The organism is Micromonospora sp. CNZ297, from assembly GCF_007827625.1.
This window is the reverse complement of sequence record NZ_VISU01000017.1, coordinates 35195-48778: the sequence shown is the minus strand read 5'-3', so window position 1 is coordinate 48778 and position 13584 is coordinate 35195. Positions and strand designations below refer to the sequence as shown.

Below are 13584 nucleotides of genomic sequence, written 5' to 3'. Positions count from 1 at the left end.
GGCTCGATCCGTGCGCCGGAAGAGCGGCGATGAGGCTTGAGCCGAAGAGGGGACGGCACCTTGGAACCTCGGACGGAGGAATTCGTCCGATCATCCCTCTAGCGCGTAGACGTTTTTCAGCGTACGTGACAAGCGACAAGTTATTTTACGGTGAAAATACTTCCAGGCCGTGGAATCTTTCGCCGCGACGGCCTCGGTGCCGCAGCTCGACCCGGATCGCGGGGAGCCTGCTCAGACATCGTACGGCGGTCGTGGGATGGGGTCCACCATGGCGTCGAAGCCCTTCGGGAGCTGCGCGACGAGGTCGTGGAACTCCCCCACCGTCACCGTGTCGCGCAGCGTCGCGAGCACCGCGACGGCACCCACCTCGGCGACCGCCGGGTCCACCGCCGCGCGTTCGGCCACGCGGTACAGGAAGTCGACAGCGCCACCGGTGGTGGCGGTGCCGGCGGGCTCCAGATAGCCGCCCACGTCGTCCGGCAGCTGCGCGGCCAGGTCCGTCGTCTCGTCCGCGGTGATCCGGTCGGCGAGGGTCTGCAACACGGCACGGGAGACGGTCGCGGCCTCGTCAGTGGGCAACTCGGCCCGCCGCGCCACCGCCTCGACGAACAGGGGGAACCGCATCCCACCCCTCCCCTCGCCGCCGGCGGGCACCACGCCCACAGCGGTCGGCCCCGGCGGGTACCCGCCCCCACCCCGGCCAAACACCCCACCCACCGGGAGACGGAAAAGTCGGAGGGCAGGTGGCCGGTCGCGTCGGTAGCATCCGCCCATGGCCCCCGTCACGACCCACCCCGGCGCCTGCCCGCTGGACTGCCCGGACACCTGCGTCTGGCAGCTCACAGTCGACGACGGCCGGGCGGTCGCGCTGCGCGGCGACCGCGACCACCCGTTCACCAGGGGCGCGCTCTGCGGCAAGGTGAACCGCTACCTGGACGCGGTGAACGGGCCGGACCGGCTCACCACACCCTGGGTCCGCACCGGCCCGAAGGGCACCGGCCGGGTCGCGTACCGGCCGGCAAGCTGGGACGAGGCCCTCGACCGGGTGGCCGCCGGGCTGCACGCGAGCATCGAGCGGGACGGCCCGGAGTCGGTGCTGCCCTACTACTTCGCCGGCACGATGGGCCTGGTTCAGGGCTGGACCATGGGGCCCCGGCTCTTCGCCCACCTGGGCGCGTCCCGGCTGGACACCACCATCTGCACGGCGGCCGCGCGGGCGGCGCTGCGCTCGCTCTACGGCGCCTCGGTCGGCTTCGAACCGGAGTCGATCGTCGAGGCGAACCTGATCGTGCTCTGGGGCGCCAACCCGCTCGTCACCAACCTGCACCTGTGGCCGTTCGTGCAGCAGGCCCGCGAGCGCGGCGCGTACGTGGTGACGATCGACCCGCTGCGTACCGACACGGCGGCCCGCAGCGACGAGCACGTCGCGCCGCTACCAGGCACCGACGCGGCGCTCGCTCTCGGGCTGATGCGGCACGTCCGCGACGCCGGGGCGGCCGACGAGGCGTGGCTGGCCGCGCACACCACCGGCTGGCCGGAACTGCGCGCCCGGCTCGACGACTGGCCGGTGGAGCGGGCCGCCGCCGAGTGCGGCCTGCCGGCCGGGACGATCCGTCGTCTCGGTGAGCGGATCGCCACCACCCGGCCCACAGCGGTACGGGTCGGGCTGGGCCTGCAACGGCACCGCGGCGCCGGGCAGGCGATCCGGGCGATCTGCGCGTTGCCGCTGGTCACCGGCGACTTCCGGTACCCCGGCGGCGGGGCGCTGGTGACCACCAGCGGCCACCACCGGGTCGACAACGGCCCGGTGATCCGGCCGGCCGGCATGCCCGCCCCGCCGGCCCGGTCGCTGAACATGAGCCGGCTGGCCGCCGTGCTCACCGGGGAGGCCGACCCGCCTGTCACCTCGCTGGTGGTGTTCAACGCCAACCCGGCGGCGACCGCCCCGGACCAGGCCCGGCTGCTGACCGGGCTCGGCCGCGCCGACCTGTTCACAGTGGTGCTGGAGCAGCGCTGGACCGACACCTGCGACTACGCCGACGTGGTGCTCCCGGCCACCATGCAGCCCGAGCACCTGGACCTCCAGACGTCCTACGGGCACCACTACACGACGCTGAACCTGCCGGTCACCCGCGCGCCGGGCGAGGCGCTGCCGAACACCGAGATCTTCCGGCGGATCGCCGCCGCGCTCGGGATCGACCACCCGGCGTTCCGGGACAGCGACGAGGACCTGGCCCGGCAGTTGCTGGCCGACGCCCCGATCACGTATGAGGAGCTGCGTGAGCGCACGTACGCCCGGCTCACCGGTGTGCCGGTGGGTTCCGCGCCGTACGCCGAGGGCGGTTTCCCCACCCCGGACGGGCGGGCCCGGCTGCACGACCCGGCGCTGGCCGCGCTCGGGGTGGACCCGCTGCCCGGATACACGCCACCGGCCGAGGCGGCCGACCCGGAGCTGGCCCGCCGGTTCCCGCTGACGCTGCTCACCCCGGCCAACCGTTACCTGATGAACTCCACGTTCGCGTCGCTGCCGTGGCACACCCGCCTCGCCGGGCCGCCCCTGGTGCACCTGCACGCGGACGACGCGGCGGCGCGCGGGCTCGCCGACGGCGACGCGGTACGGGTGCACAACGACAGGGGCGCGTTCCTCGCCGCGGTGGCGGTGGACGAGGCGACCCGGCCGGGGTGCGCGTTCACGTACAAGGCGTACTGGGCGCGACGCAGCCCGGGGCGGTCCACCGTCAACGCGGTCACCGGCGTCCGGGACACCGACCTGGGCGAGGCGCCCACGTTCCACGACTGCCGGGTGGAGGTCGAGCCGGTGCCGGCCGAGTTGCTGACCGCCGAGCCGCCCCTCGACGAGGTCGCGGAGCCCGTCGCGGCTGGGTGATTCGGGACCTCCGGCCCCCTGACCTGGTCTTTGCGCCCCTGCTCCGGCCCGTCGCCGCCGCCTAGCGTCGGAGGCGGACACAGGGAGGTTCGCCATGCGTACGTGGCAGGTGCAGGACGTGATGACCAGGGACGTGGCGTCGGTACGGGAGGGCACTGACTACCGGGAGATCGTCGACGTGCTGACCGAGCGGCACGTCACGGCGGCGCCGGTGGTGGACGAGACCCGCCGGGTGCTGGGCGTGGTGTCCGAGGCGGACCTGATGTACAAGGTGGAGTTCCTGGGCCAGCCCCAGGAGCGGCGGATCCTGCCGGACCGGCACCGCCGCGAGGCGCGGGCGAAGGCCGGCGCGACGCTCGCCGCCGACCTGATGACCGCTCCCCCGGTCACCATCACGCCGGACGCGACGATCGTGGAGGCGGCCCGGCTGATGGACGCGCGCGGCGTGAAGCGGCTGCCGGTGGTGAACGACCTCGGCCGGCTGGTCGGCATCGTCACCCGCGGCGACCTGCTCAAGGTGCACCTGCGCCCGGACGCCGGCATCCGGCGGGACGTGGTCGAGGAGGTGCTGTGGCGCAGCCTCGGCGTCCGCGACGGGGTGGTGGACGTGACAGTCGACAGGGGCGTGGTGACGCTCACCGGCCAGGTGGAGTGCCGGTCCACCGCGCAGCTCGCGGTCCGGCTGACCCGGCAGGTCAGCGGCGTGGTCGAGGTGGTCGACGCGCTCGGCTACGCGATCGACGACGCGCCGATGTCGGCGCTGCGCATCGGCGGCGCCACCCCGGCCGGCATCGCCTGAGCCCTGGACGGCCCGGTGGGCGCCGGCGTGCCCGGCGCCCGCCGCTGTCACTCCTGGGCGAGCGCGTCCAGCACCAGCGCGGCGGTCCAGCTGAACGCCGGTGAGCCGAGACCGGCGCCGGTGTCCGGGTGGAAGTACTCGTGGCAGCCGGCCCGGTCGACCAGGTCGAGCAGCGACTCGCGCAGCCCGGCGGCCAGGTCGACGCGGCGGTGGGTGCGCAGTCCCTGCCAGAGCAGCCAGCCGGTGTTGATCCAGCTCGGGCCGCGCCAGTAGCGCAGCGGCTCGAAGTCCGGCGCGGTGCGGTCGTACGTGGGCAGCGGCCGGTCCATCCGGGCGGCCAGCCCGAAGCGCGGCGAGCACGCCTCGGCCAGCAGCGCCGAAACCTGTGCGGCGGGCAGTTCGGGCAGCGCCAGCGGCATCAGCCCGAGCACGGTCCGGGCCGGCACGAGCCGGTCGGCGCGCACGTCGCGGGGACGGAACGTGCCGGCGACCGGATCCCAGAGGCGGGTGACGAGCGCCTCGGTGATCCGGGCACCCCGGTCGCGGTGCGGCCCCGGGTCGGCGCCGATCACAGCGGCGATGCGCGCGAGTGCGTACTCGGAGACGCCGAGCGCGGCGTTCACCAGTGGGCACTCCACCAGGAACGGATGCCGTCCGAGCAGGCCCTCGTCCCGGTAGCGGCCGGCCCGGTAGCTCTCCACGAGCGCGACGTACCGCGCGTAGTCCAGGTCGGTGGGACGCTGCGCCGCGTCGGCGTGCGCGGTGTCGTGCCGGCGGTACGCGCGCATCACCGCCTCGTCGGCGGGCACCCCTGCGAGCGGCACGTCCCAGGCGGGGCTGTTGTCCAGTCCGGACTCCCACGGGTGCACGATCGACGCCAGCCCGCCGCCCCCGGCGTCCCGCCGGCCGGTCAGGTAGCGCTGCTGCGCGACCAGCCTCGGGTAGAGCCGCCGCAGCGCGGCCACCGACGCCTCGCCGGGCGCGCGGCGGTGCACCAGCCAGGCGGCCGGGGCGTGCACCGGCGGCTGGACGATGCCGGAGGTGGCCCGGGCCGGTGAGCCGTCGGCGCGGGCCGAGTCCCAGAACTGCGGCCCGGGGAAGTACGGCCCGGCGCGCGAGGCCGGGTTGAACACGATGTGCGGCACCCGCCCGTCGACCCACTGCGCGGCGAACAGCGTGCGCAGCTCCCGCCAGGCCCGGTCGGGACGGACGTGGGCCAGGCCGATCGCGATGAACGCCGAGTCCCAGCTCCACTGGTGCGGGTAGAGCGTGCGCGAGGGGACCGTGTGGTCGTGTTCCCAGTTGGCGTCCAGGGTGGCCAGCGCGAGGCGGCGCAGCCGGGCGTGGCGGTCGGCGTCGGCGCGTACCCCGGTGGTCAGCGTCATGCGGCGGCCCGCCGGGGACGGGCCTGGGCCAGCGCGGTGGCGGCCTGGCGCAGCGCGGCGACCGGCTCGCCGCGCAGCCGGCACTCCAGCGCCAGCCAGCCGGTGTAGCCGATCGCGTCGAGCGTGGCCAGCAGCGCGCCCCAGTCCAGATGCCCGGCGCCGGGCTGGTGCCGGTTGGAGTCGCTGACCTGGACGTGCCCGAGGTACGGCGCGGCGGCGCGCAGCGCGGCCTGCGGATCGTCCTCCTCGATGTTCATGTGGTACGTGTCGGCGGCCACCCGCAGCGCCGGCGACCCGACCGCGCGGCACAGCTCGACGGCCTGGTCGAGCCGGTTGACCATGTGGTCCTCGTACCGGTTGAGCGGTTCCAGGAACACGGTGACCCCCTCGGCGCGGGCGTGCCCGGCCAGCTCGCCCAGGGCGTCGACGAGCACCCGCCGGTCGCCGTCGGCCGAGCGTGGTGGTTCGAACGGGGGCAGCCGGTAGGAGAACATGCCCCACGCGGCGGGGGTCATCGCACCGACGCCGCCCAGCTCGGCGATCACCGACAGCTGGGAGCGCAGGTTGTCGACCGCGTCGCGGGAACGGGCCGGGTCGAAGTCGCCGATGAAGTGGTCCATCTCGACGCAGACGGTCGGCATGACCACGCCGGCGGCGCGGGCGCGGCGCAGCTCCGGCAGCCGCCGGGCCAGGGCCAGGTCGCCCCGCCCGCGCAGCTCGATGCCCTGGTAGCCGAGGGAGACGGCGAGGGCGTACTTCTGGATCAGGTCGGTGCCGGGAAGCAACTGCTCCTGGCACGAGAGTGGAATGTCCATCAGAACCTCAGCACCACTTGGAGGACGTCACCGTCACCGCGGTCGAGCAACGCCAGGGCGTCGGCCACCGCGCCCGCGTCGACGACGTGGCTCACCAGCGGCAGCGGGTCGACGCTGCCCTCGGCCACCAGGTCCATGAAGGTGTGTGCGATCCGCGTCCCGGACCACCGGCCGGCCGTGCCGGGTGCCGGGTCCGGCCCGGAGACCTGGGCGGCCACGAGCTGGATCCGGTTGTGGTGGAACTCCTCGCCGAGTTCCAGCCCGTGGGCGTACCCCTGGTAGAAGCCGGCCGCTACGACGCGCCCGGCGTGCGCGGTGGCGCGGATCGCCTCGTGCAGCGCCGGGTACGACCCGGACAGCTCCAGGCACACGTCGGCGCCCCGGCCGTCGGTGGCGGCCCGCAGCGCGGCGGCGGGCGAGTCGGCGGCGGCGTCGACCACCCGGCGCGCGCCGAGCCGGGTGGCGTGCGCGAGCCGGCCGGGCATCCGGTCGACGGCGACGACGCGGGCGCCGGAGAGTGCGGCCAGGCGCGTGCCGAGCAGCCCGATCACGCCCTGCCCGAACACGCCCACCCAGTCGCCCAGGTGCAGGTCACCGGCGAGCACGGCGGTCAGCGCGATGGCGCCGGGCCGGGCGAACACGGCGGCGAGCGGGTCGAGGCCCGGTGGCAGCGGATGCGCGGCCGTCGCGGGGAGCACGGCCTCGGCGCGGTGCCCCCAGATCCCCCAGACGAGCTGGCCGGGCCGTCGCCCGGCCACGTCGGGGGCGACCTCGACGATCTCGCCGACCTCCTCGTAACCGAAACCCACCACCGGGTACGCGGGCGCGGCCTGGCGGGGCACGAACATGCGGGAGCCGGCGTCCCAGTCCTTGCGCAGTCGCGGGTTGCTGCCCCGGTAGAGCGTCAGTTCGGTGCCTGCGGAGATGCCCGAGTAGCGGGTGCGGACGCGGACCTGGCCCGGACCGAGCCGGTCGGTGGGGCAGGGCTCCAGGCGTACGTGCCCGGGCCCGGCCAGAGAGACAACCCAGTTGCTCATGGCGTCGCTCCGAGTGAAGTGCCGACCCCGATTCTAACCCAAAAAATGGGCATATGTGATTCGATTGATGAATCGATGGGTATTAGCGGCAGGCCGTGCTCTTTCGAGAGGAGTGCCACCGATGTCATCACCCTCCACGCGGCGGCTCGCAATCAGCCTGATCCTGGCACTGGCCGGGACCGGCGTGGCCGCATGCAGCGACGACGGGCAGAAATCCGACAGTTCGCAGATCACCGTCTGGAGCCTGGAAGACGTGGCGGACCGCGTCGCCGCCACCAAGGCGATCATCGCCGACTACACCGCCAAGACCGGCGTCAAGGTCAACCTGGTCACCGTCAACGAGGACCAGTTCCCGTCCCTGATCGCCTCCAGCGCCGCCGCCGGCGACCTGCCCGACGTGGTCGGCTCGGTCTCACTGGCCGGGGTGCGCACGCTGTCCGCCAACGAACTCCTCGACGCCGACGCCAACGCCGCCGTCGTCGACCGGCTCGGCCGGGACACGTTCACGCCCCGCGCGCTGGAACTCACCAGCGACGGCGGCACGCAGCTCGCCGTACCGAGCGACGGGTGGGGCCAGCTGCTCGTCTACCGCAAGGACCTGTTCGCCGCCGCCGGCCTGCCGGCGCCCGACACGTACGAGAAGATCGCCGCCGCGGCGGCGAAGCTGAACACCGGCGGCGTCGCCGGCATCACCGCGGCCACCTCTCCCGGTGATGTGTTCACCCAGCAGACGTTCGAGCATCTGGCGCTGGCGAACAACTGCCGGCTCACCGACGACTCCGGCACTGTCACTCTGGACTCCCCCGAGTGCGTCGAGGCGTTCCGCTTCTACGGCGACCTGATGCGGAACAACTCCGTCAAGGGCGCCCAGGACGTCGACACCACCCGGGCCACCTACTTCGCCGGCAAGGCGGCCATGCTGATCTGGTCGCCGTTCATCCTCGACGAGCTGGCCGGGCTGCGCGCCGACGCCCGGCCGACCTGCCCGCAGTGCCAGTCCGACCCGGCCTGGCTGGCGAAGAACAGCGGGTTCGTCACCGCGATCAAGGGCCCCAACGGCACCGAGCCGGCCCAGTACGGCGAGGTCAGCTCCTGGGCGGTGCTCGACGGCGCCGCCGACCCGGCGAAGTCGTTCGTGGAGTACATGCTCTCCGACGGCTACCCGCGCTGGTTCGGCATGTCCCCCGAGGGGCGTTTCCCGGTGCGCACCGGCACCCCGGAGGACAAGCAGAAGTTCCGGACCGCCTGGAACACCAGCCCGGCCGGTGTGGACACCAAGAAGCCGCTGTCGGAGGTCTACGGCGAGGACGTGCTCGCCACGCTGCGGCGCAGCCCCGACACGTTCCAGCGCTGGGGCCTGACCGAGAACCAGGGCAAGCTCGTCGGCGCCATCCTCGGTGAGCTGCCCGTACCCAAGGCGCTGGCCGACGTCGTCGGCGGCAGGTCCGACGCCCGCGCCGCCGCCGAACGCGCCCGCAAGGACGTCGAGGCGATAGCCAAGGGCGTCAATTGACCACCACCGCGCCGGAGGCCGGCCGCTCCCCCGCGCCGGAGCGACCCCGCCGACCCGGCCGACGCCCGCTGACGCTGCGCCGCCGCGAGTCCCGCGCCGGGCTCGCGCTGGTCACCCCGACCCTGCTCGTCGTGGTCGCGGTGATCGGCATACCCATCGTCTGGACGGTGGTGCTGGCCTTCCAGCGGGTACGCCTGGCGACGCTGCGCAAGACCGGCCTGTTCGGCGAGCTGACCCTGGACAACATCGACCGGGTGCTGCACACGCCCGGGTTCGCCGACACGCTCTGGACCACTGTGCTCTACAGCGTCGGCGGCACCGCCGGCTCGATCGTGGTCGGCCTCGCGGCGGCGCTGGCCGTACGTGGGCCGTTCCGCGGCCGCACGCTGGTGCGCGCGTCGATGCTGCTGCCGTACGTGGCGCCGGTGGTCGCCATGACGTTCGTCTGGCAGGTGATGCTCGACCCGCAGCTCGGCATCGTCAACGACTGGGGGCGGCGCTTCCTCGGCTGGGACTCCCCGGTGCCGTTCCTGTCCCAGGAGTCCACCGCGCTCTGGACGGTGATCGCGTTCGAGGCGTGGCGCTACTTCCCGTTCGCGTTCCTGTTCCTGCTGGCCCGGCTCCAGGCGGTGCCCGGCGAGCTGGAGGAGGCCGCCCGGGTCGACGGGGCGACACCCACGCAGCGGTTCCGGCACATCCTGCTGCCGCAGCTCATGCCGGTGATCGCGCTGATCGGGGTGCTGCGGTTCATCATGACGTTCAACAAGTTCGACGACGTCTACCTGCTCACCGGCGGCGCCGCCGGCACCGAGGTGGTCAGCGTCCGGGTCTACCAGTTCCTCACCGCCCGCACCGACATCGGCGCGGCCGCCGCCCAGGCGGTCGTGCTCGCCGTGGTGCTGCTCGTGTTCGTGGCGATCTACCTGCGCTTCTTCGGCGCGCGACGGGAGGCGTGATGGACCGGGACCGGATCGAGACGGTGAGCCTGCGCTGGCTGCGCCGGCTGGTGATCGCCGGGTTCCTGGTGGTCACGCTGCTGCCGTTCTGGTACATGCTGGTGCTGTCGGTACGCCCGATCGAACGCCTGCTGCTCGAACCCGGCTCGCTCTGGGTGCCGTTCGGCGAGCTGACCGTCGCCACGTACGCCGAGGTGCTGAAGTCCGTCTCCGACGGCGGCCAGGGCTTCCTCACGTTCATCCGCAACAGCGGCCTGGTGGCGCTGGCAGCCACCGCGCTCACCCTGGTGATCGCCATCCCCGGCGCGTACGCGGTGTCCCGTCTGCGGTTCTTCGGCCGCCGGCAGGTCAGCGCGCTGTTCCTGGCGGTCTACCTGTTCCCGTCCATAGTCATCGCGATCCCGCTGTTCGTGGTCTTCACCCGGGCCGGGCTGCGCGGGTCGCTGACCGGGCTGGTGCTCGTCTACATCTCGCAGACGCTGCCGGTGTCGGTCTACATGCTGAAGAACTACTTCGAGACCATCCCGGTCAGCCTGGAGGAGTCCGCGGCGATCGACGGCGCCGGCCGGCTCGGCATCATCCGCCGGGTAAGCCTGCCCCTCGCGGCGCCGTCGGTGATGGCGGTCGCGCTGTACGACTTCATGATCGCCTGGAACGAGTACCTGTTCGCGCTGCTGTTCCTGGTCGACCGGCCGGACCGGTGGACCGTGTCGCTGGGGCTGTCCCTGCTCGCCGACGGCGTGGAGGTGCCCAAGACCGTGCTGATGGCTGGCTCGGTCATCCTCACGCTGCCGATCGTGGTGCTGTTCTTCGCCGGGGAACGCCTGCTCACCGAGGGACTCACCAGCGGGGCCGAGAAGGGCTGAGCATCCGTGCCAGGATGATCGGGTGCGAGCATCACGGGAGCGCCGGGCCGGCGCGCGGGCGGCCCGGCTGCTCACCGAGGCGCTCGCCCCGACCGTCCTGGTCACCGCGCTGCCGCTGATCGCCGCCGCCCGGGTCAGCCGCTCGGCGGGCCAGTTCCTGCTCTGGGGCGGCATCGCGCTCACGTTCTGCGCCGTCATCCCGATCGGTGTGCTCGTGCACGGCGTACGCCGGGGACGCCTCACCGACCGGCACGTCGGCGACCGCACGCAGCGGGCCCGGCCGCTGTCGATCGGGCTGGCCTCGGTCGCGGCCGGGTTGCTGCTGCTGGCGGCGGTCCGCGCGCCGGCCGAACTGTTCGCCGTGATCGTCGTGGTCTTCGTGGTCGGCGCGGCCTGCGCGCTGGTGAACCACTGGTGGAAGCTGAGCATCCACGCTGCGGTGGCCGCCGCCACCGTCGCCGTGCTGGTGCCGCTGGCCGGCCCGGCCGCGAGCCTCGGCTGGGTGCTCGTCGCGGCCGTCGGCTGGTCCCGGGTACGGCTGGGCGACCACACCTGGCCGCAGGTGCTGGCCGGTGTCGCGCTGGGCGGGCCGCTCGCCGCCGGCACGTTCCTGGCGCTCGCCTGACCCGCTGACGCAAGATCAGCTACGGTGGCCTCATGGGCAAGCCGACCCGCTGGGTGACCGACACGAAGCCCGGCCACTCGCAGTGGTACGTGGACCGCTTCCGTCAGCTCGCCGCCGAGGGCGCCGACCTGGCCGGTGAGGCGCGGCTGCTCGACGCGCTCGTACCGCCCGGCGCGCGCGTCCTGGACGCCGGCTGCGGCACCGGCCGGGTCGCCGCCGCGCTCGCCGCACGGGGGCACGACGTCGTGGGCGTGGACGCCGACCCGACGCTGATCGAGGCGGCCCGCGCCGACCATCCCGGCCCCCGCTTCCTGGTCGCCGACCTGGCCGAGCTGGACCTGGCCGCCCAGGGCGAGGCCGAGCCGTTCGACGCCGCGGTGCTGGCCGGCAACGTGATGGTCTTCGTCGCGCCCGGCACCGAACGCGACGTGCTGGGCCGGGTCGCCGCGCACGTACGCCCGGACGGGCTGGTGGTGGTCGGCTTCGGCACCGACCGCGGCTACCCGGTGGCCGACCTGGACGCCGACGCGATCGCCGCCGGGCTGCGCCCCGAGCACCGCTTCGCCACCTGGGACCTGCGGCCGTGGCGGGACGACGCCGACTTCGCGGTGAGCGTGCTGCGCCGCCCCGCCGGCTGACCGCTGCTCTTTCCCCCCAGCGGATCGCGCGCTCGGCGCTCAGGCGGGCGCGGCGACCGTGCGGGCGGCCTCCGGGTCGAGCGGGCTACCGGCCGGCAGCAGGTCCACCAGGCCCGCCGGCAGCCGCGCCGGGCGCACGCCCGCATACCCGAGCATGCCCGGCACGTCCGCGCCGGTCAGCGCGTACCGCCGACCCAGGTCGGTGACCACGCAGATCGCGCCGCCGGTCGCGCCCGGCGCGGGCACCGCCTCCACGAGCGCGCCGCGTCCCGGCTCGACCACCACCGCGTCGGCGAGCCCGGCCCGGCCGCCGGCTGTCCGCGCGGCGGCGTTCGGGTCCGGCGCGGTGACGCCCAGGCGCAGCTCGCGGACGCCTGTGTCGTCGCCGGCCCGCGCGCAGAGCGCGCCCTCGTCGGTGGCCAGCCGGGGCGGTACGGCGGGCGGCGCGCTCGCCCCACCGGGCACCAGACCGGGGAGCTTCGGCAGCGCGGCGAACCGGCCGAGCGTGATCGGTTCCGGCTCGCCCTGGCCGGTGCGGGCCAGCAGCAGCGCCGCCTGCAACTCGGTGATGCCGGCCAGCCCGCCGCGCTTGGCGACCGCGTACTGCCGTCCGCCGCCGGAGTTGCGCACCAGGTAGACGTCGCCCACCGTCGCACCGGTGACCCGCTCGGACGGCTCGCCGAGGTCGTCCACCGGCGGCGGGGCCAGGTCGGCGCCGGCCGGCAGCGTGTTCAGCAGCGCCGCCGCCACCGGCACCGCCCGCTCCCGGGTGGCGGCGAGCGCGGCGAGCACCCGGTCCGTGTCGCGCAGCAGGTAGCGCCGGTCGTGCCAGAGCAGGTGCAGGCCGCCGTCCGGGTGCAAGGCGAGCAGGCCCTGGTCGCCGAGCGCACGGCCGCCGGCGGCCTCCCGCCCGATCAGCAGCACCGAGCGTGCCTCGCCGCGCCCCGCCGCCGGACGCCCGTTCTCCCCGCGCCCGGCCTCGTCGCCCGCCACCGAGCAGAGCGTCCACGCGTCGCGGACGAGCCGGTTCGGCGCGGGCAGCGAGTCCGGCGCGTCGGCGATGCCGAGCGGCAGACCGCGCGGCACCCCCTCGATGGCGCGGCGGCCGACCAGCACCGTCTTCGGCCGCTCCGCCCCGATGATCAGCAGCGCGGAGGCGTAGTTCGACACCGGGTGCAGCTTCTCGTCGCGGTAGACGAATCGCGCGCCCGACTCCTTCTCCACGATCACCGCGCCCGTCTCGCGCCACGAGTCACCGCCGCCGGTGAACAGGCCGTAGAGGGCGACGCCGCCGAGCGCGATCGCCGCGACCAGGACGCTGGCCAGACCGGCGCCGGCCAGCCGGCGGAACGGGGACTGCGGCGGGTCCGTCTCCCGCATGACGAGCGCGGCGACCGCCCGCTGGACGGTGAACTGGTACGAGTGCAGCTGGTCCTGCCGCGACGCCATCGTGTCCCTTCCGCCGGGATCGCCGGCGCACAGGATAAGCGCTCCGTCGATGTTCCGGCGACCCTGCGTGTCCCTCACTGACCCTTAGTTGTCGGCCCGCTCCGCCAGTACGCCGAGGTGGCTGGATCCCGCTCACCCGGACCCCGCCACCTCCCCGACCTGGAGTCGATCAAGCCAGCGGCCCGGCACCACCCCCCGGAATGGATACCCCCGGGGGTGTGTTACACATGCCGGAACCCGAAACCGACGGAGGTACCTGATGGCGAGCGTGGCGTTGACCACCACCGACTTCGCGGAGACCGTGAACCGGGACGGCATCGTCCTGGTCGACTTCTGGGCCGGCTGGTGCGGCCCCTGCCGCGCGTTCGCGCCGGTCTACGAGAAGGCCAGCGAGCAGCACCCGGACATCGTCTTCGGCAAGGTCGACACCGAGGCCGAGCAGGCCCTGGCGGCCGCCGCCCAGATCCGGTCGATCCCGACACTGATGGCGTTCCGGGACGGCGTGCTGGTGTTCGCCCAACCGGGCGCCCTGCCGACGGCCGGGCTGGAGGAGCTGATCCGGGCCGTGCGCGACCTCGACATGGACGAGGTCCGGGCCAAGACCGCCTGACGGG

General features: G+C 74.1%; 13 protein-coding genes. 8 read left to right on the top strand and 5 right to left on the bottom strand.

Annotated elements, in window-relative coordinates; genetic code table 11:
* Positions 1 to 231: 231 nt before the first annotated feature.
* Positions 232 to 624, bottom strand: a complete 393-nt coding sequence (locus tag FB454_RS25225; RefSeq protein ID WP_013477067.1) for a DUF2267 domain-containing protein — start codon at positions 622 to 624, stop codon at positions 232 to 234.
* Positions 625 to 772: 148 nt separating this feature from the next.
* Between FB454_RS25225 and FB454_RS25220 the strand changes: the two genes are divergently transcribed.
* A complete protein-coding gene (locus FB454_RS25220; protein ID WP_145823635.1) occupies positions 773 to 2887 on the top strand; it encodes a molybdopterin-dependent oxidoreductase in 2115 nt (704 codons plus the stop codon).
* A 94-nt stretch (positions 2888 to 2981) separates the two neighbouring features.
* Entirely contained in the window at positions 2982 to 3686 is a 705-nt protein-coding gene (locus tag FB454_RS25215; RefSeq protein WP_013285941.1) for a CBS domain-containing protein, read from the top strand.
* Between the two features lie 47 nt (positions 3687 to 3733).
* Here the strand turns inward: FB454_RS25215 and FB454_RS25210 are convergent, their stop codons facing one another.
* Genes FB454_RS25210 through FB454_RS25200 form a run of 3 tightly spaced genes read right to left on the bottom strand, consistent with a single transcriptional unit; the run spans position 3734 to position 6923 of the window.
* On the bottom strand, positions 3734 to 5071 hold the full coding sequence (locus FB454_RS25210; RefSeq protein WP_145823634.1) for an MGH1-like glycoside hydrolase domain-containing protein: 1338 nt from the start codon (positions 5069 to 5071) through the stop codon (positions 3734 to 3736).
* Entirely contained in the window at positions 5068 to 5886 is an 819-nt protein-coding gene (locus tag FB454_RS25205; RefSeq protein ID WP_145823633.1) for a sugar phosphate isomerase/epimerase family protein, read from the bottom strand. The genes FB454_RS25210 and FB454_RS25205 overlap by 4 nt, the downstream gene beginning before the upstream one ends.
* Positions 5886 to 6923, bottom strand: coding sequence for a zinc-binding dehydrogenase (locus FB454_RS25200; protein WP_145823632.1), 1038 nt, complete (start codon positions 6921 to 6923; stop codon positions 5886 to 5888). The genes FB454_RS25205 and FB454_RS25200 overlap by 1 nt, the downstream gene beginning before the upstream one ends.
* Positions 6924 to 7044: 121 nt before the next feature.
* Between FB454_RS25200 and FB454_RS25195 the strand changes: the two genes are divergently transcribed.
* From FB454_RS25195 to FB454_RS25175, 5 genes are read left to right on the top strand one after another with little or no spacing between them, the layout of a single operon-like run.
* Positions 7045 to 8436, top strand: a complete 1392-nt coding sequence (locus tag FB454_RS25195; protein WP_030269073.1) for an ABC transporter substrate-binding protein — start codon at positions 7045 to 7047, stop codon at positions 8434 to 8436.
* Positions 8433 to 9392 (top strand): carbohydrate ABC transporter permease, encoded by a 960-nt coding sequence (locus FB454_RS25190; RefSeq protein ID WP_013285936.1) that lies wholly within the window; start codon positions 8433 to 8435, stop codon positions 9390 to 9392. The genes FB454_RS25195 and FB454_RS25190 overlap by 4 nt, the downstream gene beginning before the upstream one ends.
* Positions 9392 to 10258: a carbohydrate ABC transporter permease gene (locus FB454_RS25185; RefSeq protein ID WP_013285935.1), complete on the top strand. Its 867-nt coding sequence runs from the start codon at positions 9392 to 9394 to the stop codon at positions 10256 to 10258. The genes FB454_RS25190 and FB454_RS25185 overlap by 1 nt, the downstream gene beginning before the upstream one ends.
* A 22-nt stretch (positions 10259 to 10280) precedes the next feature.
* Positions 10281 to 10883: a phosphatase PAP2 family protein gene (locus tag FB454_RS25180; RefSeq protein ID WP_013285934.1), complete on the top strand. Its 603-nt coding sequence runs from the start codon at positions 10281 to 10283 to the stop codon at positions 10881 to 10883.
* A gap of 32 nt (positions 10884 to 10915) precedes the next feature.
* Complete coding sequence (locus FB454_RS25175) at positions 10916 to 11521, top strand: class I SAM-dependent methyltransferase (RefSeq protein ID WP_145823631.1); 606 nt, start codon at positions 10916 to 10918, stop codon at positions 11519 to 11521.
* 39 nt (positions 11522 to 11560) lie between these two features.
* On the opposite strand, the gene eccB is transcribed toward FB454_RS25175, so the two are convergent.
* Positions 11561 to 12970, bottom strand: a complete 1410-nt coding sequence (eccB, locus tag FB454_RS25170) for a type VII secretion protein EccB (protein ID WP_145752434.1) — start codon at positions 12968 to 12970, stop codon at positions 11561 to 11563.
* Positions 12971 to 13229: 259 nt separating this feature from the next.
* On the opposite strand from eccB, the gene trxA reads away from it, so the two are divergent.
* Entirely contained in the window at positions 13230 to 13580 is a 351-nt protein-coding gene (gene trxA / locus FB454_RS25165) for a thioredoxin (RefSeq protein WP_013285931.1), read from the top strand.
* The last annotated feature ends 4 nt before the right edge of the window (positions 13581 to 13584 follow it).

Excerpts from the sequence above, each read along its gene's own strand:
- eccB (WP_145752434.1), bottom strand. The coding sequence starts at position 12,970 with ATGGCGTCGCGGCAGGACCAGCTGCACTCGTACCAGTTCACCGTCCAG.
- FB454_RS25185 (WP_013285935.1), top strand. The coding sequence starts at position 9,392 with ATGGACCGGGACCGGATCGAGACGGTGAGCCTGCGCTGGCTGCGCCGG.
- FB454_RS25225 (WP_013477067.1), bottom strand. The coding sequence starts at position 624 with ATGCGGTTCCCCCTGTTCGTCGAGGCGGTGGCGCGGCGGGCCGAGTTG.
- FB454_RS25200 (WP_145823632.1), bottom strand. The coding sequence starts at position 6,923 with ATGAGCAACTGGGTTGTCTCTCTGGCCGGGCCCGGGCACGTACGCCTG.
- FB454_RS25175 (WP_145823631.1), top strand. The coding sequence starts at position 10,916 with ATGGGCAAGCCGACCCGCTGGGTGACCGACACGAAGCCCGGCCACTCG.
- FB454_RS25210 (WP_145823634.1), bottom strand. The coding sequence starts at position 5,071 with ATGACGCTGACCACCGGGGTACGCGCCGACGCCGACCGCCACGCCCGG.
- FB454_RS25195 (WP_030269073.1), top strand. The coding sequence starts at position 7,045 with ATGTCATCACCCTCCACGCGGCGGCTCGCAATCAGCCTGATCCTGGCA.
- FB454_RS25220 (WP_145823635.1), top strand. The coding sequence starts at position 773 with ATGGCCCCCGTCACGACCCACCCCGGCGCCTGCCCGCTGGACTGCCCG.
- trxA (WP_013285931.1), top strand. The coding sequence starts at position 13,230 with ATGGCGAGCGTGGCGTTGACCACCACCGACTTCGCGGAGACCGTGAAC.
- FB454_RS25205 (WP_145823633.1), bottom strand. The coding sequence starts at position 5,886 with ATGGACATTCCACTCTCGTGCCAGGAGCAGTTGCTTCCCGGCACCGAC.
- FB454_RS25215 (WP_013285941.1), top strand. The coding sequence starts at position 2,982 with ATGCGTACGTGGCAGGTGCAGGACGTGATGACCAGGGACGTGGCGTCG.